At 70.9% G+C, this 16,811-nt stretch carries 16 protein-coding genes; 7 read left to right on the plus strand and 9 right to left on the minus strand.

Features of this window, described 5'->3' with window-relative positions; all coding sequences use genetic code 11:
• Window positions 1-4: 4 nt before the first annotated feature.
• Complete coding sequence (locus tag ABB55_RS19065; RefSeq protein WP_054360217.1) at window positions 5-211, plus strand: hypothetical protein; 207 nt, start codon at window positions 5-7, stop codon at window positions 209-211.
• Window positions 212-471: 260 nt separating this feature from the next.
• Entirely contained in the window at window positions 472-1,113 is a 642-nt protein-coding gene (locus ABB55_RS19070) for an FMN-binding negative transcriptional regulator (RefSeq protein WP_054360218.1), read from the plus strand.
• Window positions 1,114-1,525: 412 nt separating this feature from the next.
• Here ABB55_RS19070 and ABB55_RS19075 read toward each other — a convergent pair whose 3' ends face one another.
• The 6 genes from ABB55_RS19075 to ABB55_RS19100 form a co-directional block, all read right to left on the minus strand.
• Window positions 1,526-1,819, minus strand: a complete 294-nt coding sequence (locus ABB55_RS19075; RefSeq protein ID WP_054360219.1) for an HPr family phosphocarrier protein — start codon at window positions 1,817-1,819, stop codon at window positions 1,526-1,528.
• Window positions 1,820-2,097: 278 nt separating this feature from the next.
• The gene (locus ABB55_RS19080) at window positions 2,098-2,499 is read right to left on the minus strand and encodes a PTS sugar transporter subunit IIA (RefSeq protein ID WP_054360220.1); all 402 of its coding nucleotides are present in this window, start codon (window positions 2,497-2,499) and stop codon (window positions 2,098-2,100) included.
• A 156-nt stretch (window positions 2,500-2,655) separates the two neighbouring features.
• Window positions 2,656-3,105: an HPr kinase/phosphorylase gene (locus ABB55_RS19085; protein WP_054360221.1), complete on the minus strand. Its 450-nt coding sequence runs from the start codon at window positions 3,103-3,105 to the stop codon at window positions 2,656-2,658.
• On the minus strand, window positions 3,102-4,868 hold the full coding sequence (locus ABB55_RS19090; RefSeq protein WP_054362173.1) for a sensor histidine kinase: 1,767 nt from the start codon (window positions 4,866-4,868) through the stop codon (window positions 3,102-3,104). Before ABB55_RS19090 ends, ABB55_RS19085 begins: the two co-directional genes overlap by 4 nt.
• Before the next feature lie 16 nt (window positions 4,869-4,884).
• Complete coding sequence (locus ABB55_RS19095; RefSeq protein WP_054360222.1) at window positions 4,885-5,586, minus strand: response regulator transcription factor; 702 nt, start codon at window positions 5,584-5,586, stop codon at window positions 4,885-4,887.
• Between the two features lie 257 nt (window positions 5,587-5,843).
• Window positions 5,844-7,232 (minus strand): MATE family efflux transporter, encoded by a 1,389-nt coding sequence (locus ABB55_RS19100; RefSeq protein ID WP_160321272.1) that lies wholly within the window; start codon window positions 7,230-7,232, stop codon window positions 5,844-5,846.
• A gap of 257 nt (window positions 7,233-7,489) precedes the next feature.
• On the opposite strand from ABB55_RS19100, the gene ABB55_RS19105 reads away from it, so the two are divergent.
• The 5 genes from ABB55_RS19105 to ABB55_RS19125 all read left to right on the plus strand — a co-directional run bounded on the left by ABB55_RS19105 (window position 7,490) and on the right by ABB55_RS19125 (window position 12,956).
• Window positions 7,490-8,239, plus strand: a complete 750-nt coding sequence (locus ABB55_RS19105; protein WP_054360224.1) for a HugZ family pyridoxamine 5'-phosphate oxidase — start codon at window positions 7,490-7,492, stop codon at window positions 8,237-8,239.
• A 210-nt stretch (window positions 8,240-8,449) separates the two neighbouring features.
• Window positions 8,450-10,063: a phosphoenolpyruvate carboxykinase gene (locus ABB55_RS19110; protein WP_054360225.1), complete on the plus strand. Its 1,614-nt coding sequence runs from the start codon at window positions 8,450-8,452 to the stop codon at window positions 10,061-10,063.
• A gap of 186 nt (window positions 10,064-10,249) precedes the next feature.
• On the plus strand, window positions 10,250-11,176 hold the full coding sequence (locus tag ABB55_RS19115) for a class I SAM-dependent methyltransferase (protein WP_054360226.1): 927 nt from the start codon (window positions 10,250-10,252) through the stop codon (window positions 11,174-11,176).
• Window positions 11,173-12,024 (plus strand): TrmH family RNA methyltransferase, encoded by an 852-nt coding sequence (locus tag ABB55_RS19120; RefSeq protein ID WP_054360227.1) that lies wholly within the window; start codon window positions 11,173-11,175, stop codon window positions 12,022-12,024. Before ABB55_RS19115 ends, ABB55_RS19120 begins: the two co-directional genes overlap by 4 nt.
• Before the next feature lie 236 nt (window positions 12,025-12,260).
• Complete coding sequence (locus ABB55_RS19125; RefSeq protein WP_054360228.1) at window positions 12,261-12,956, plus strand: biotin/lipoyl attachment domain-containing protein; 696 nt, start codon at window positions 12,261-12,263, stop codon at window positions 12,954-12,956.
• Window positions 12,957-12,977: 21 nt separating this feature from the next.
• On the opposite strand, the gene ABB55_RS19130 is transcribed toward ABB55_RS19125, so the two are convergent.
• The 3 genes from ABB55_RS19130 to ABB55_RS19140 form a co-directional block, all read right to left on the minus strand.
• Window positions 12,978-13,733 carry an SDR family NAD(P)-dependent oxidoreductase gene (locus ABB55_RS19130; RefSeq protein WP_054360229.1) on the minus strand — a complete coding sequence of 252 codons (756 nt, stop codon included), beginning with the start codon at window positions 13,731-13,733 and terminating at the stop codon, window positions 12,978-12,980.
• A gap of 124 nt (window positions 13,734-13,857) precedes the next feature.
• Window positions 13,858-15,531: an ABC transporter permease gene (locus tag ABB55_RS19135; RefSeq protein WP_054360230.1), complete on the minus strand. Its 1,674-nt coding sequence runs from the start codon at window positions 15,529-15,531 to the stop codon at window positions 13,858-13,860.
• A gap of 4 nt (window positions 15,532-15,535) precedes the next feature.
• A complete protein-coding gene (locus ABB55_RS19140; RefSeq protein ID WP_054360231.1) occupies window positions 15,536-16,756 on the minus strand; it encodes an ABC transporter substrate-binding protein in 1,221 nt (406 codons plus the stop codon).
• Between the last annotated feature and the right edge of the window lie 55 nt (window positions 16,757-16,811).

Consider the following 16,811-nt stretch of genomic DNA (forward strand, 5'->3'; position numbering starts at 1 on the left):
CGCCATGCCGCACGACATCCACCGTTCCAATTCCGCCGCCTTCCGGGTCGGCGACTTCACCACCCCGGCCAATGTCGAGGCGCTCAACGGCGCCCTGGCCGAGAAGGGCATCGCCTCCGAACGCATCGTCGCCGTGCACCTCCTCGCCGGCGCCCACATGGCCTTCGGCGACAACGGCCCCCGCTACCACGTCCTCTACCGCGAGGCGTAAGCCTCGCCAGCGAGGCCTGGGCTTCGCCAGCGAGGCCTGAGCTTCGCCCACGGGGCGCGACCAGGTCCGGCCGGCAGGCAGTCGGATTCCCCAGCTGATGCCCGTCGACCGCGACAAGGGCCCGGCGATCTCCCGATCGCCGGGTCAGTCGTTTTGCGGTCGGTTGCGGCCGTCACCGGCGATGCCCGAATTCAAGATGCCCTTTCATGGCCTTGCTGGGATCGCTAGTCTCGCCGGGTTCCTCGAACCCAGAGCCCGCCATGTACCGTCCGCCGCATTTTGCCGTCGACGACCTGCCGACCCAGCAGGCGCTGATCCGGGCGCATCCGCTCGGGCTTCTGGTCGTGGCCGGGCCGGGCGGGCTGACGGCGGATCCGATTCCGTTCCTGCTCGATGCCGGGGAGGGGCCGTTCGGGCGGCTGCGCTGCCATGTGGCGCGGGCCAATCCGGTCTGGCGGACGATCGGGGCGGGGGCCGAGGTGCTGGTCGTGTTCCAGGCGGCGGAGGGCTATGTGACGCCCGGCTGGTACGAGACCAAGCGCGAGACCGGCAAGGTCGTGCCGACCTGGAACTATGCGCTGGTCCAGGTCCACGGCCGCGCGCGGGCGATCGAGGACACCGACTGGATCGCCACCCAGATCGCCGACCTGACCGCCCTGCAGGAGGCGGCGCGGCCCGAGCCCTGGGCGGTCGACGACGCGCCGGCGCCGTTCATTGCGGCGCAGATGCGTGGCATCGTCGGGATCGAGATCCCGATCGCGCGCATCGAGGGCAAGTGGAAGGTCAGCCAGAACCGCCCGGAAGCCGACCGCAGCGGCGTCGCCGAAGGTTTTGCGGCGCAAGGCGCGGCGGGGGCGGCGATGGCCGGCCTGGTCCGGGATTTCGGCCGCGAGCGCGGCTGAGCGCCGCTCGTCCGATGTCGGCACGGCGGCAAGGCCCGCCGCGCGATGGTGCCCTGCCTGTTCGTGTTTGCGGGAGCGCTGTCCGAGCGGGGCCGGCCGCGCCGTTCGGACCTTGTTCCGATGGCCGTCCATCCGCGGGCGCCGGGCACTGCGGCCACGACACCCCCTTTGGGGCGGCCGATCTGCGCAATGCCGGCCGGCCGGGAGGTGGGGCATCTGGAGCCTGGGCAGTCTGGGATGTCGGCAGTCCGGGATTTCGGCAATCTGGGATTCGACAGCCTGGGACGACGGCGGGCCGGACATCGAAAGGCCGGGATGGCGGCGCCGAAGCATGCCCGCATCCCGCAAGCCCGCATCCCGCAAGCCTGCATCCCCCGGGCGGCGCAGACGGCCCGTCCGTCGGGCGTCGGACCTATTCCTCGTAGAACTTGGCTTCGACCAGCGTGGTGATCGCGGCCAGCGCGTCGGCGGCCTGCCGGCCCTTGGCGGCGACGCGGATGGTCGTGCCGGGGCTCGCGGCCAGCATCATCAGGCCCATGATCGAGGTGCCGCCGACGGTCTGATTGTCCTTGGTGACCTCGACTTCGGCGTCGAAGCCCTCGACGGTCTGCACGAACTTGGCCGAGGCCCTGGCATGAAGTCCGCGCTTGTTGGTGATCAGCAGATCGCGGACCAGATGCCCGTCGACAGTCTCTGCATCTGCCATGGACACGGCGCCCTCACTCAACTGGGGACCGCCCATCGGACCCCGCTCTCCGCTTTCCGCAACGGCGCTACGAATAGACGTGAAATCGTGTCGGTGTCGAGATGCCGTGGCGTCTCTACGCCTAATCGACGAGCGATTCGCGCGCCGGTGGTTCGATCGAGACGGATGGTCTCCATCCGTTTCGTGAATCCGAACCCCTCGCTCTTTGAGTCCGGGGTCAAGTCAATCTGACATTCGCGGGACGCAAAAGTCGGATTGTGCCCACGTCCGACCGGCGCCTACTGGCCCTGCAGCACCTGGCTGGCGACGTTGATATATTTCCGGCCGGCGTCCTTGGCCTCGGAAACGGCCGCCAGCAGCGGCTTCTCCTGGCGCACCTTGGCGAGCTTGACCAGCAACGGCAGGTTCACGCCGGCGACGACCTCGACGGTGCCGCCGTTCATGACCGAGATGGCCAGGTTGGACGGCGTGCCGCCGAACATGTCGGTCAGGATCGCCACGCCGGAGCCGTCATTGACCTTCGCGACGGCATCGAGAATGTCCTGCCGGCGCTGCTCCATGTCGTCCTCGGGACCGATGCAGATCGTCTGGATCTGCTGCTGCGGCCCGACGACATGTTCGAGAGCCTTCACGAATTCCTTGGCGAGCTCCCCGTGAGTCACGAGGACGAGACCGATCATCGGGCCATGCTCCACATGAGACGCGGGTCCTGCCCTTCCGGGCCGTCTTCTCTCGTTGCGCCCGCGCCTCGACCGAGGCGCTTAGATGGTTGCGGCGGGCGGGGCGTTCAAGGGCGAACTCCCTCCCGTGCCGCACCATAAAGCCGTTTCCGCGACTTATCGCAAGAGGCCCGGCATGGACCGAAGGACCAGGGCGGCGCCCCCGGGGTCGGCGGACGGAACCGCCAGGCGGGCCAGCCGGACGCCGAGAATGTCGGTCGTCAGCGCTTCCGGGGCCGGCATCCGGGCCTCTTCGGGTCCGAGATCGACCACCAGGCGGATCACCGCGGCCGGTTCGAAGTCGACCGGGGCGATGCCGAAGCCGCGAATTTCGACGAGCCCGGCAAGGACCGCCGGCACGCGCGCCACCAGGCGCCCGCCCGCGGCCGTCAGGTCGACCCGGTCGTCGGCGACCAGGGCCGCGAATCGCCCCGCCGCCCGGGCCCGCTCGACGAGATCGAGCGCGAGGCGCGACTTGCCGCTGCCCGAGGCGCCGCGAATCAGGATGCCGTCGGCGCCGACCAGCACCACCGTTCCGTGCAGGTTGGCGGGCCGGGGCGGGCTCATGCCGCCGGGATCCGCACGGTGAAGCGGGCGCCGAGCACCGTCTCCCCGTCCGGGCCGAGCCGATTGGTGGCCTCGATGGTGCCCTGGTGGGCCTCGACGATCTGGCGCGAGATGGCGAGGCCGAGGCCCGAATTGTTGCCGAAACCCTCCTGCTCGGGCCGGTCGGTGTAGAAGCGCTCGAAGATGCGCTCGATCGCGTCCGGCCGGATGCCCGGGCCGTCGTCGTCGACCAGGATCTCGATGGCGTCGTCGACCCGGCGCACGGTGACGCGCACCTCCGCGCCCTCCGCCGAGAAGGAACGGGCATTGTCGACCAGATTGGTGACCACCTGGCCGAGCCGGCTGTCGTGGCCCATCACCCGGTGCGGCCGGCCCTCGGCATCCTTGGCGACGATCAGGCGGACCTCCTGGTCGCGCTTCAGCGCCAGTTCGTGCTGGACCGACACCACCGCCTCGACCAGCCGGACCACGTCGATGCGTGCGGCCTCCTCGCGGGCGAGCTCGGCATCGAGCCGCGAGGCGTCGGAAATGTCCGAGATCAGCCGGTCGAGCCGGCGCACATCGTGCTGGATGACCTCCAGGAGCCGGCCGCGCGATTCGTCCGAGCGGGCCAGCGGCAGGGTCTCGACCGCGCTGCGCAGCGAGGTCAGCGGGTTCTTCAGCTCGTGCGCCACGTCGGCGGCGAAATGCTCGATCGCGTCCATGCGCAGATAGAGCGCGTTGGTCATGTCGCGGAAGGCGCGGGACAGGTGGCCGATCTCGTCCTGGCGGGCCGAGAAGTCGGGGATCTCCTCGCGCGCCTTGACCGAGCGGCGCACCCGGTCGGCGGCGGCGGCGAGCCGGCGCATCGGCCCGGCGATGGTGCCGGCGAGCAGCACCGAGAGCAGGATGGTGACGCCGGCGGCGACCAGGAAGACGCGGATGATGCCGAGCCGCTCGGCGCGCACGATCGCGTCGATGTCGCCGCCCTGGGTCGACAGCATCAGCGAGCCGAGCACGGTGCGATTGCGCTGGATCGGCACGGCGACCGAGACGATCAGTTCGCCCTTGACGGTGCGCCGCACCACCGACGCGGAGGCGCCGGTCAGGGCCTGGGCGACCTCGGGATAGTCCTTGCCGTCGGAAAAGCCGAGCTCGCGATAGACCGGCAGGCCGGTGCCGCGGAACCAGCCGGCGACCTCCTCGGCAAAGCGGTCGAACCAGCGCGCCGTCTCCGGCGGCTCGACGGCGGGAATTGCCGGCCCGAAGTCGCCGCGCCGGTAGAGATTGCGCGAATCGATCACCATGAAGCCGTCGCGATCGTAGATGCGCGCGCGCGTCTTGGTCGGCGAGACCAGCCGGCGCAGCACCGGGGCGACGCGCTCCGGATTGATCGGGAAGTCGAGCGAGGACAGCGTGTCGTCGCCGGGCGGCTCGGGCTTCTCGGTCAGGTCCTGCTTCAGGAGCTCGTCCGGATCGAGCAGGATCTGGTCGGTGTTGACGGTGGCCGAGGAGGCGACCGCGGCCGCGATGATCTCGCCCTGGACCATCAGGCTTTCCAGCCGCGCGTCGATCAGGCCGGCGCGGAACTGGTTCAGGTAGAGGATGCCGGACAGGAGCGCGATCAGCGCGAACAGGTTCAGGATGACGATGCGGCGCGTCAGGCTGGAGAAGACGGCCGTGCCCGACGATCGCCAGAGGCGCCAGAGCGCCGTCTGCCAGCCGCGCCGGCGCTTCTGCGCCGGCTTCTGGGGCTTGACGGGCCGGCTTTCGGAGGCGCGCATGTCCATGGCGGGACGGTCACGCCTCCTTGAAGCGGTATCCGACCCCGTAGAGCGTCTCGATCATCTCGAAATCGTCGTCGACGGCCTTGAACTTCTTGCGCAGCCGCTTGATGTGGCTGTCGATGGTGCGGTCGTCGACATAGACCTGATCGTCATAGGCCGCGTCCATCAGGGCGTTGCGGCTCTTGACCACGCCCGGGCGCTGGGCGAGCGCATAGAGGATCAGGAATTCCGTCACCGTCAGGGTGACCGGCTCGCCCTTCCAGGTGCAGGTGTGGCGCTCCTGGTCCATCGACAGGTTGCCGCGCTCCAGCATCTTGGCCTGGTCGGTCGGCTTCGGCACGCCTTCCCCGCGCGGCGCGGCGCGGCGCAGCACGGCCTTGACGCGCTCGACCAGCAGGCGCTGGGAGAACGGCTTCCGGATGAAGTCGTCGGCGCCCATCTTGAGGCCGAACAGCTCGTCGATCTCGTCGTCCTTCGAGGTCAGGAAGATGACCGGCAGTTCAGATTTCTGGCGGAAGCGGCGCAGCAGCTCCATGCCGTCCATGCGCGGCATCTTGATGTCGAAGATCGCGAGATCCGGGGGATTGGCCCTCAGCCCGTCGAGCGCGGACGCCCCGTCCGTATAGGTCTGCACCCGGTAGCCTTCGGCTTCGAGCGCGATGGAGACGGAGGTCAGGATGTTCCGGTCGTCGTCGACCAGAGCGATAGTCGGCATCGTCGATGGGTCCTCGCGATGAGCGGGCGCGACGGTGGCGCCGCGGCCTGGTTCCTGCTTGGAGCGCTGCGAATGCGCTCAAATCATGACGTCCCAGTCTATCCCCGGTTCCCGCCCCGGTTCCCGTTGGACGAAATCGTCCGAACGCCGTGGCGCGCCGTCCGACGGATAGACAGAGGCGTGATGCGTGCGCGTCGAAACAGGCCCTGGTCTAGCCCATCTGCCTCCGGCGGGGAACCGCAAACCGTGACGGCGCTTCACAGGCGGCCGAGCGGGCCGCGCGAAACCCTGCGGAAGCGGTGATCGAGCAGCGCCACCGAGACCGCCGCGCCGGCGACGATGCCGCCCATCAGACCGACCGGACCGAGCCCGACCGGTCCGGCCAGGACGGCGGCGATCGGCACGGCGGCCAGCCAGTAGGCGGAGGTCTGCAGGATGGTCGGCCGCCAGACGTCGCCGGCGCCGCGCAGCGCCCCCATCAGCACGGCGGCGGCGGCATCGATGCTGAGGAAGAAGGCGGCGACCAGGAAGGTCTGCCGGGTCAGCGCCAGGACGGCGGGATCGTCGGTATAGAGCCGCCCGATCGGATCGGGGTTGATCAGGAACCAGACCGAGAAGGGCAGCGCCATGACGGCGCCGATGACGATGCCGACCCGCCCGGCCCGCGCCGCATCGGCGCCCGCGCCGGCGCCGACCGCGCGCCCGACCCGGATCGCGGTCGCGCTCGCCGTGCCGATCGCCATCATGAAGATCAGGCTGACCACCGTCATGGTGATCTGGTGGGCGGCCAGGGTCGTGGTGCCGAGCGTGCCGGCGACGAAGACGATGGTGGTGAAGGCCGCGCTTTCGACGCCCTGCGCGATGCCCATCGGCAGGCCGACGGCGCGGATCTGGCGCCCGGCCGCGCCGCCGAGGGTGGCGATCTCGGCGAGCCAGGTCGACGCCGGGACGACCAGCCGGCGCGGATCGCCGCGGCGCGCCTCGTCGGCGAGGAGGTAGCCGATCGCGCCCAGGAAGGCGACCCAGCGCAGGGCGGCCGAGACGGCGACGCAGCCGACCGCCCCGGCCGGCTCGGCCAGTCCGAACCAGCCGAGGCCGAAGATGCCGTTGAGCGGCACGTTGGCGATGTTGACCAGGATCAGGATGACCATCCCGGCGCGCGGCCGGCCGGTCGCCTCCAGGAACAGGTTGACGGCCGTGAAGGCGAGCATGCCCGGCAGGCCCCAGCCGAAGGCGGCCGTGACGCGGGCGGCGCCGCGCGCGAGGTCGGGCGCCTGGCCGGTGGCGCGGAAGAACGGCTCGGAGAAGACGGACAGCAGCCCGACCAGCAGGCCGAGGGCGACCGCGTGGATCAGCCCGGCGCGGAAGACCCGCCCGGTGCCGGTCGCGTCGCCGGCCCCTTGGGCCTGGGCCGACAGCACCACGACCGACTGCAGCGCGCCGACCGCGACCAGCATCAGCACCATCTGGGGGGCGACGCCGAGCCCCATATAGGCGAGTTCCGCGGCGCCCGCCCAACCCGCCATGGCGGTATCGACCACGAACATGACCAGGAGCATCGCGCGCGCGACGATGATCGGGCCGGCCAGCCGCAGCGTCTCGATGGCATGCCGGCCGACCGACATGGCGCCGGCGTCCCTTCGCATTCCGCTTCCGATCCCCACGCCGTCGACCGCCATGATGCCTGCGCTCCCGGAGCCGGAACGCGCCGGACCATACCGACGCGCCGACCGGGACAGCGGCACCGGCCCGATCGGACCGGTCGAAAACCGGTCGCCAGGGTGGAGGAGCCGCTCCCGCTCCGAAGCGCGGCGTTATAGAGGAGAGAGAGCCGCCCGCCCATGGTGCGGGGTGCAGAGCAGCCCATTTTCCGGCTTCAGAGCCGGATTCGGAGGAATTTCGCATGACGAAGCCCGCATTCACGCCCGTTTCGGCCTCAAGACGCCTGATGCGCGAGGCGCGCAGCGCAGCGCTGGCCACGCTCGATGCCGGCACCGGCATGCCCTTCGCGACGCTGGTGACGGTGGCGGGCGCCGCCGACGGGGCGCCGCTGCTGCTCTTGTCCGATCTCGCCGCCCATACCCGCAACCTGAAGGCCGATCCGCGCGCCTCGCTGCTCTTCGACGAGCGCGGCCCCGGTGCGATCCTGCCCGGCGACCCGCTGACCGGCGCGCGCGTCACGCTGACCGGCCGGATGGAACGGCTGGCCGAGCCGGCCGAGGCCCGCCGCCGCTTCCTCGCCCGCCATCCCGAGGCCGAGGGCTATGCCGGCTTCCGCGACTTCGCCTTCTACCGGATGGCGGTCGAGACCGGGCACCTGGTCGCCGGCTTCGGCCGGATCGTCGATCTCAAGGCCGCCGACCTGCTGCTCGATCTCGCCGAGGCCGGCGAGATCGTCGGGGCGGAGACCGAAATCCTCGAGCATCTCAATGCCGACCATGCCGATGCGCTCGCCCTCTATGCGACCCGGCTGGCCGGTGCGCCGGACGGGGCCTGGCGGGCGATCGGGTCCGACCCGGAGGGATTGGACCTGGCCCTCGACACGCCGGCCGGAACGCTGGTCCGTCGCATCGCCTATCCCGAGCCGATCCGCCATACCGGTCCACTTCGTGCAGTTCTGAAGAAACTTGCAGATACGGCGCGATCCGGGTGAGGTATTCAATCGATTGAATCGTCTTTGGAACTTCTGTCGACCTTCGGATGTCTTGTTATAGCCGCGTCGTGTGACTAGCGTCGTCGTGCCGAGAGCGGTCTCAAGGATTTGGAGGACTTGAGCTGTTCATTCGGCATGGACACGTCGTCGCAGCAAGATATTGCAGATCGACCCGCCGCGGCAGCCGGCGGGCATCCGGAGGGTTAACGCGTGAAACAGACCGGCACCTGGAACGAAGCTCAGGGGCTCGATGCGATCGGGCTGAAGAATCTCGGCTCGGTCCACTGGAATTTGTCGGAGCCCGAGCTCTACGAGGAGGCGATCCGGCGCGACGAGGCCAAGATCGCGGCCGGCGGGGCGCTGGTCGCCTATACCGGCCAGCACACCGGCCGGTCGCCCAACGACAAGTATGTCGTCTGCGACGCCCTCACCGAGAACAGCGTCTGGTGGGACAACAACAAGAAGTTCACCCCCGAGCAGTTCGCGCTGCTCCACGACGACTTCATCAAGCATGCCGAGGGCATGGACCTGTTCGTGCAGGATCTCGAAGGCGGCGCCGATCCGCGCTATTCGCTGCCCGCGCGCGTGGTGACCGAATATGCCTGGCACTCGCTGTTCATCCGGCACATGCTGCGGCGTCCGGAGCGCGCGGCCCTGCGCCACTACGTGCCCGACATGACGATCATCGACCTGCCGAGCTTCAAGGCCGATCCGGCCCGCCACGGCTGCCGGTCGGAGACCATCATCGCCTGCGACTTCTCGCGCAAGATCGTGCTGATCGGCGGCAGCTCCTATGCCGGCGAGATGAAGAAGTCCGTCTTCACCATGCTGAACTTCCTCCTGCCGGCGCAGGGCGTCATGCCGATGCACTGCTCGGCCAATGTCGGCGACGCGGGTGACGTGGCGGTGTTCTTCGGCCTGTCGGGCACCGGCAAGACGACCCTCTCGGCCGACCCGACCCGCACGCTGCTCGGCGACGACGAACACGGCTGGAGCGAGGACGGCGTCTTCAATTTCGAAGGCGGCTGCTACGCCAAGACCATCCGCCTGTCGCGCGAGGCGGAACCGGAAATCTATGCGACGACCGAGCGTTTCGGCAGCGTGCTGGAGAATGTCCCGCTCGATCCGGTCACCCGCGTGCCGGATTTCGACGACGGCTCCCTGACCGAGAACACCCGCGTCGCCTATCCGCTGCACTATATCCCGAACGCCTCGCCGACCGGCCGCGCCGGCCAGCCGAAGAACATCATCATGCTGACGGCGGACGCCTTCGGTGTGATGCCGCCGATCGCCAAGCTGACGCCCGACCAGGCCATGTATCACTTCCTGTCCGGCTATACCGCCAAGGTGGCCGGCACCGAGAAGGGCGTGACCGAGCCGCAGGCGACCTTCTCGACCTGCTTCGGCGCCCCGTTCATGCCGCGCCATCCGGCCGAATACGGTGCGCTCCTGAAGCGGCTGATCGCCGAGCACGGCGTCGATTGCTGGCTGGTCAACACCGGCTGGACCGGCGGCGCCTACGGGGTCGGCCGGCGCATGCCGATCAAGGTCACCCGCCGCCTGCTGTCGGCCGCCCTCGACGGCTCGCTGAAGACCGCAACCTTCTACCGCGACCGCTATTTCGGCTTCGAGGTGCCGACCGCGGTCGCCGGCATCGAGCCGCATGTGCTCTATCCGGTCAAGACCTGGGCGGACAAGCTCGGCTTCGAGCGTCAGGCCGCCAAGCTGGTCGAAATGTTCGTGAAGAACTTCGAGAAGTTCGAGCGCCATGTCGACGGCGCCGTGCGCGACGCCGCCCCGCAGCTGCGCTCGGCGGCCGAGTGATCGGCCGACGGATCGGCTGACTGATTGGTTGACCGGTGCCCTGATCCCGGGGCGCCGGCCGTGCCGGACCCGATCCCGATCACGGCCCGCCCGGTCTTCGCGACCGGGCGGGCCTTTTGCTTTCGGACCTGCCGCGGAGATCATTCCGCCCGTTGACCGCGCCCGCGCGATCCGCGATGGAAAGGCATGACCGCCCACGACGAGACCCGCCCCGAGCCGCCGCTCGGCAGCCCGACCCGGCCCCTCATGCTCGAGGCCACCGGCTGGGACGACTATGCGCTGATCGATTCCGGCCATGGCCGCAAGCTGGAGCGCTACGGGCGGATGAAGCTCGTCCGGCCCGAGGAGCAGGCGATCTGGACGCCGCGCCTCGGCGAGGCGGTCTGGGAGCGGGCCGACGCGGTCTTCACCGGCGATGTCGAGGAGGAGGGGCCGGGCCGCTGGCGCTTCCCCCGTCAGGTGCCGGAGACCTGGCCGATGGCCTATGGCGATGTCGCCTTCGGCTGCCGCTTCACGTCGTTCCGCCATACCGGCGTCTTCCCCGAGCAGGTCGCCCACTGGGCCTGGATGGCCGAGCGCATCCGCGCCGCCGGCCGGCCGCTGAAGCTCCTCAACCTGTTCGGCTATACCGGCATCGCCTCGCTTGTCGCCGCGGCCGCGGGCGCGCAGGTGACCCATGTCGACGCCTCCAAGAAGGCGATCGCCTGGGCGCGCGAGAACCAGGCCGCCTCCGGCATGGAGGCGCTGCCGATCCGCTGGATCTGCGAGGATGCCGGCAAGTTCGTCGCCCGCGAGGGCCGGCGCGGCAGCCGCTACGACGCGATCCTGCTCGATCCGCCCAAATACGGCCGCGGCCCCGGCGGCGAGGTCTGGCAGCTGTTCGCCGACCTGCCCGCCATGCTGACCGCCTGCCGCGATCTCCTGTCGGCCGATCCGTCCTTCCTGATCCTGACCGTCTACGCCATGCGCGCCTCCTTCGTGTCGTTCCACGAACTGACCGCCGAGGTGATGGCGCCGCGCGGCGGGCGGCTGGAATCGGGCGAATTGCTGCTGGTCGAGGAAGCCGGCGGCCGGCGTCTCGCCACCTCGCTGTTCTCCCGGTGGTGCCCATGAGACGGCCGAACCCGCCGCGTCCGCCCGCGCCCCAGCGTGCCGGCCAGATCAAGGAGGTCTCGAGCCTCGCCAATCCGGTCGTCAAGGAGATGCGCGCGCTTCAGCTCAAGAAGGAGCGCCAGCGCACCGGCCTGTTCCTGGCCGAGGGCCTGAAACTGATCGCCGACGCGATCGACCAGGACTGGCCGATCCGCGTGCTCGCCTATGCGGCCAAGGTCAAGGACCAGCCGATGGTCCGCCGCATCGCCCGGGCGGCGGTCGACCGCGGCGCGCTGGTGCTGGTGGTCAGCGAGGACGTGCTGGAGAAGATCAGCCGGCGCGACAATCCGCAGATGGTGGTCGCCGTGTTCGAGCAGCGGCTGATCGGGCTCGACGACATCGATCTCGACCGGTCGAGCGTCTGGGTGGCGCTGGAGACCGTCAAGGATCCGGGCAATCTCGGCACCATCATCCGCACCGCCGATTCGGTCGGCGCCTCCGGCGTCATCCTGATCGGCGACACGACCGATCCCTTCGCGCTCGAAGCCGTGCGCGCCACCATGGGGTCGATCTTCAATATCGGCCTCGCCGCCGCGACCGCCGAGGAGTTCGTCGCCTGGAAGCGGCGCACCGGCGTGCCGGTGATCGGCACGCATCTCGCCGGGGCGGTCGACTATCGCAGCCTGCGCTATGCCGAACCCGGCATCCTGCTGATGGGCAACGAGCAGTCCGGCCTGCCGGACGATCTGGTCGCCGCCTGCGACCACACCGTCAAAATCCCCATGGCCGGCCGCGCCGACAGCCTCAATCTCGCCGTTGCCACCGCGGTGATGCTCTACGAGATGCGCCGCCCGCGGCTGAAGCTCTGAGGCCGGCGCACCGGCCGGTGGACCGTCGCCCGGCCGCCGGGGTTCCGGGCGCGCGCGACGCCGGGTGCCGGGTGCCGGCGAAGGCCGGTTGCCGGCGCGGCCGGTCGCCGGCGCGGGCCGGCCAAGCGGCCTGGGCATAGCGGGGATCCGGCGTTTTGGTGATTTCCCCGCACCCCGTCCTGGATTAGGGTCCGGCCGGGGCGCACGAACCGGCTGCAACGGCCGAGGGGCTGGACTTGAAGGGCGACAAGACATCGCAGTTCCGGCGCAGAACGGCGCCCGGTCTCGCCTTCGTGCTCGGTCTCGTGCTGCTGGCCGGCATGGTGCTGTACTGGGTCGTGCTGGAGCGGGAGGACCGCGCCCTGCCGTCGGGCATCGCCGTCGCGTCGGGCGTGCTCACCGCCACGCAGGTGCCGGTGGCCAGCCCCGGCGCCGGCACGGCGCTGCAGGTGCTGGTTCCGCCCGGCACGGCGGTCACGGCGGGAACGCCGATCCTGCGCCTGCGCGGCCGGACGGGCGAATTCCTGGTTGTCACCCCGCGCGCGGGCCGCCTGGACCGTCTCGCGGTGCAGCCGAACGACGACATCGAGGCCGGCCGCGTCGTCGCGACCCTGACCGATCTGGCCGATCTCGCCATGATCGCCCCGTTTCCCGCCGAGACGGTCGGCCACCTGCCGATCGGCGCGGAGGCGCGGCTGGAGCTGTTTGGCTTCAAGACCAATGCGATCCCGGCCCGCGTCGTCTCGGTGGTCGCCCAGGACGGCGGCGCCACGGCGCCGCAGCCGGCGGACGGCACCGCGGTTTCCGGACGCATGGTCACCGTCACCGTGGAGGTGACCGACACGCGCAGCCTGCCGCTCGCCGCCGGCATGCGCGGCCGGGTCTATCTGCGCATCGCGGAAGGCGCGCCCTGGCCGGCCCGGATCCGGTGAGCCGGCCCCGCGACGGCGGCCTCAGAGATGCTGGCCGCCGTTGATGTGGATTTCCGAGCCGGTGATGTAGGAGCTCGAATCCGAGCACAGATAGTAGATGATGTCGGCGACCTCCTCGGGCCGGCCGAGGCGGCGCATCGGGATCTGTTCGACGATCTTCTCGGTGCCGGGCGACAGGATCGAGGTGTCGATCTCGCCGGGCGCGATGGCGTTGACGCGCACGCCATGGGGGCCGAGATCGTGCGCCATCTCGCGGGTCAGGCCGGCCAGCGCGGCCTTCGAGGTCGCATAGGCGGTGCCGGCGAAGGGATGCACCCGGGTGCCGGCGATCGACGAGACGTTGACGATCGAGCCGCCGGCCGCCTTCAGTTCCTTGAACAGGCCGCGGGCGAGCAGGACCGGCGCGTAGAAGTTCACGTGGAAGACCGAGTGCCACATGTCCATCGGCGTCGACAGCGAATCGAGCCGCTGCTTGTTCTTGTCCTTCGGGCTGATCGCCGCATTGTTGACGAGGCCGTGCAGCTTGCCGCCGGAGGATTCCAGCCGCCGCCGCATCTCCGCGATGGCGATGCCGACATTGACCGGATCGGCCAGGTCGACCTGGATGTGATCCTCCGGCCCCATCGGCCAGGGGCATTTGTCGGAAAAGGGCTGGCGCGAGCAGGTGATCACCCGCCAGCCGGCGGCCGAGAAGCGCTTCACCGTGGCATGGCCGATGCCGCGGCTGGCTCCGGTCAGCACGATGGTCTTGCGTTCGTCGAGCGCGGGCGCGGCCATGTCGGTCCTCGGAAGTCTGGAAATCTGGGTGTGATATGGGGGCGGCGGCGGCGGAGCGCGACCGGCATTCGGCCGGACCTTAGAGCATTTTGCGCGCTTCAGGAAATCGCTTTGGAGAGATCGCTCAGGCGGAAACGGGACGTCTGCGCCTGCGCGCGATGGCCCGGACGGCGAGCCCGGCCAGGGCGAATCCGGCAAAGGGCAGCAGGGCTTGGACCAGGGCCGTGGCGCCGGTGACGCGCCGGTCGGCGCCGCCGGCGAGCGCCACGGTCTCGGTCGTGATGGTGGCGACGCGCCCGCCGCCGAGCACCAGGGTCGGCAGGTAGAGGGCGATGCTGACCGCGAAGCCGACCGCCGCGGCGGTCAGGATCGGGCGGGCCAGCAGGGGCAGGCGGACGGCGACGAGGCGCCTGAGCGGCCCGGCCCCGAGGCTCGCCGCGACCGGCTCCAGGCGCGGGTCGAGCCCGCTCCAGGGACCGGCGAGCGAGAGATGGACGTAGGGCACGATCTGCGCGACATGGCCGATCAGGACCGTCGCCGGCCCGGGCGGCAGGCCGGCCGCCGCCAGGGCGACATCGAGGCCGAACAGCCAGCTCGTTTCCGGCACCAGGATCGGCAGGAACAGAAGCACCGCCACGCGCCCGGCCGGGCGGGCGCCGGGCGGCGTCCCGGCGAGGAGCACGATCACCGCCGTCAGCGCGATCGCGGCGGCGGCGAGGCCGAGCCCGGCGCTGGTCCGGATCGGGCCGGCCAGGACGGGGGCGAGGCCCGACCAGGTGGCGAGCGACCAGCCGTCGGGCAGCACCGCGGGAAACCGCCAGGCGGTCGCGACCGACCACAGCGCCAGCGCCGCGGCCCCGAGGCCGATCGTGGCGACCGGCAGCAGCACCACGAGGCCGACCAGGACCCGCGCCGCGCGATCGTCGATCCGCCGCCGCCCCGACACGGCCGCGGCCGCGAGCCGGCGCCGGATCGCGGCCTCTACGCCGAGGACCGCCAGCGCGGCGATTCCGGTCACCATCGCCTGCAGGACCGCACCGGCGGCGGCGACCGTCCGCATCGACAGATCGGGCTCGGCGAACCAGCGCAGCACCCGGACCGGCAGGGTCGCCGGGCCGGTCGGGCCGAGGATCAGCGCCATGTCGACCGATCCGCTGGCATAGGCGGCGACCGCCAGCAGCGGCAGGCGGATGCGCGGCAGGAGCCGCGGCGCGACGGCGACCAGGAACCCCTTCATGCGCCCGTAGCCGAAGCCCGCCGCCACCTCCCGGGCCTGATCCGGAGCGATCTGCGGCAGGGCGGCGAGCGCGACCAGCAGGAGGAACGGCACCTCCTTGGCGACCAGTCCGGCCAGCAGGGCGAGGCCGAGCGGATCGTTGACGAGGGTCAGGTCCGGTGGCCGGTCGAAGCCGGTCGCCCAGGGCGACAGCAGGCGCAGGAGCCAGCCCGACGGCGCGATCAGGAAGGCAAGCCCGAAGGCGGCGGCGGCATGCGGGATCGAGAGCAGCGGGCCGATCAGCCGGACGAGGAGCCGGAACGGCCGCGTGCCGTGGCAGGCGGCCAGCCCGAGCAGCACGATGGCGAGCGACAGCGTCGCGGCGGCGATGCCGAGCGCCAGCGCGGTCGCGGCCGAACGGGCGAGGCCCGGCATGGCGAGCAGGCGGACCCAGGCGTCGAGCGACGGGCCGTGCGCGCCGATCGCGGGCAGGTGCCCGAAGGCCGGCAGCAGCGTCCCGGCCAGTCCGAGCCCGACCGTCCCGACAAGTCCGGCCAGCACCAGGATGGCGGCGAGGCGCATCCTCTCAGCGCACGGCGTAGCGCTGCGCCCAGGCCGCCGCCAGGGCGGTCGTCCAGCTCGGATGCGGTTCGGGCAGGACCGGACCGAGCGCTTCCGGCGCGAGGCTTGCCGCGCCGAGATCGAGCGCGCGGAACCGGACCCGGTCGGCCTCCGGCAGCCGGTCGACGGCGAGCACGGTCGGGTCGCCCCAGCGGTTCGGGTCCTGCTTGGCGGCCTGCGCCTCCGGCGACATCAGGAAATCGGCCAGCACCAGCGCGCCGGCCTTGGCCTTGGCATTGAACGGGATGGCCACGAAATGCGTGTTGCCGAGCGTGCCGCCGACGAGCGTGAAGCTTCGCACCGTCGCCGGCAGTTCGCCGGAGCGGACGGCGGTCGCCGCATCGCCCGGATTGAAGGTGAAGCCGATATCGGTCTCGCCGTCGGCGACCAGCCGCCGCAAGGCCGCGACCGTGGCCGGGAACACCTTGCCCTGACGCCAGAGATGCGGGTGCAGCGCGTCCAGATAGGCGAAGACCGGCGCGAAGCGCGCTTGCGCCTCGGCCGGGTCGAGCGGGCGGGCGAGGGCGGCGCGGTCGGCGGTCTGGGTCACCAGGATCTGCTTCAGGAAGGTCGTGCCGAGGAAGTCGGGCGGCTCCGGATAGGTGAAGCGGCCGGGATGGCGGCGGGCGAAATCGGCCAGCGCCTCGAGCGAGGCCGGCGGGCTCGGCACGCGGGCGGTGTCGGCATAGAAGGTCAGCTGCGCCATGCCCCAGGGCGCCTCCATGCCGTCGGTCGGGAGGGTGAAGTCGGCGACGGTGGTCGGCTTGCCGGCCACGTCGACATGGCGCCAGTTCGGCAGGCGCGTCGCCCAGCCGGTCGGCCAGAGCAGGCCGGCGGTCTTCATGGCGGCGAAATTCGCGCCGTTGATCCAGACCAGGTCGACGCTGCCGTCGCGGTCGCGCCCGGCCGACTTTTCGGCGAGCACCCGCGAAACCACCGCGGCGGTCTCGGCGACCTTGACGTGGACCACCTCGACCCCGAAGCGCGCCTTCGCCTCGCGGCCGGCCCAGGCGATATAGTCGTTGATGCGCGTCTCCCCGCCCCAGGCGTGGAAATAGACCGTCTGTCCCCGGGCGGCGCCGAGCACGGCGGGCCAGTCGGCCGGATCGGGATCGGCCGCGCGGGCGGCGGTCAGGCCGAGGCCGAGGGCACTTCCGATCAGGGCGGCGAGGAGGCGGGCGAGCATCGGGCGGGTCTCCGGGTCGGCGGCAGGCCGTGCCGCCCACCGGATAGATCGCGCG

It is taken from the genome of Prosthecodimorpha hirschii, assembly GCF_001305515.1.
GTDB lineage: Bacteria > Pseudomonadota > Alphaproteobacteria > Rhizobiales > Ancalomicrobiaceae > Prosthecodimorpha > Prosthecodimorpha hirschii.

Excerpts from the sequence above, each read along its gene's own strand:
- ABB55_RS19070 (WP_054360218.1), top strand. The coding sequence starts at position 472 with ATGTACCGTCCGCCGCATTTTGCCGTCGACGACCTGCCGACCCAGCAG.
- ABB55_RS19100 (WP_160321272.1), bottom strand. The coding sequence starts at position 7,232 with ATGCGAAGGGACGCCGGCGCCATGTCGGTCGGCCGGCATGCCATCGAG.
- ABB55_RS19140 (WP_054360231.1), bottom strand. The coding sequence starts at position 16,756 with ATGCTCGCCCGCCTCCTCGCCGCCCTGATCGGAAGTGCCCTCGGCCTC.
- ABB55_RS19130 (WP_054360229.1), bottom strand. The coding sequence starts at position 13,733 with ATGGCCGCGCCCGCGCTCGACGAACGCAAGACCATCGTGCTGACCGGA.
- ABB55_RS19085 (WP_054360221.1), bottom strand. The coding sequence starts at position 3,105 with ATGAGCCCGCCCCGGCCCGCCAACCTGCACGGAACGGTGGTGCTGGTC.
- ABB55_RS19075 (WP_054360219.1), bottom strand. The coding sequence starts at position 1,819 with ATGGCAGATGCAGAGACTGTCGACGGGCATCTGGTCCGCGATCTGCTG.
- ABB55_RS19115 (WP_054360226.1), top strand. The coding sequence starts at position 10,250 with ATGACCGCCCACGACGAGACCCGCCCCGAGCCGCCGCTCGGCAGCCCG.
- ABB55_RS19105 (WP_054360224.1), top strand. The coding sequence starts at position 7,490 with ATGACGAAGCCCGCATTCACGCCCGTTTCGGCCTCAAGACGCCTGATG.
- ABB55_RS19120 (WP_054360227.1), top strand. The coding sequence starts at position 11,173 with ATGAGACGGCCGAACCCGCCGCGTCCGCCCGCGCCCCAGCGTGCCGGC.
- ABB55_RS19095 (WP_054360222.1), bottom strand. The coding sequence starts at position 5,586 with ATGCCGACTATCGCTCTGGTCGACGACGACCGGAACATCCTGACCTCC.
- ABB55_RS19080 (WP_054360220.1), bottom strand. The coding sequence starts at position 2,499 with ATGATCGGTCTCGTCCTCGTGACTCACGGGGAGCTCGCCAAGGAATTC.
- ABB55_RS19090 (WP_054362173.1), bottom strand. The coding sequence starts at position 4,868 with ATGCGCGCCTCCGAAAGCCGGCCCGTCAAGCCCCAGAAGCCGGCGCAG.
- ABB55_RS19135 (WP_054360230.1), bottom strand. The coding sequence starts at position 15,531 with ATGCGCCTCGCCGCCATCCTGGTGCTGGCCGGACTTGTCGGGACGGTC.
- ABB55_RS19065 (WP_054360217.1), top strand. The coding sequence starts at position 5 with ATGCCGCACGACATCCACCGTTCCAATTCCGCCGCCTTCCGGGTCGGC.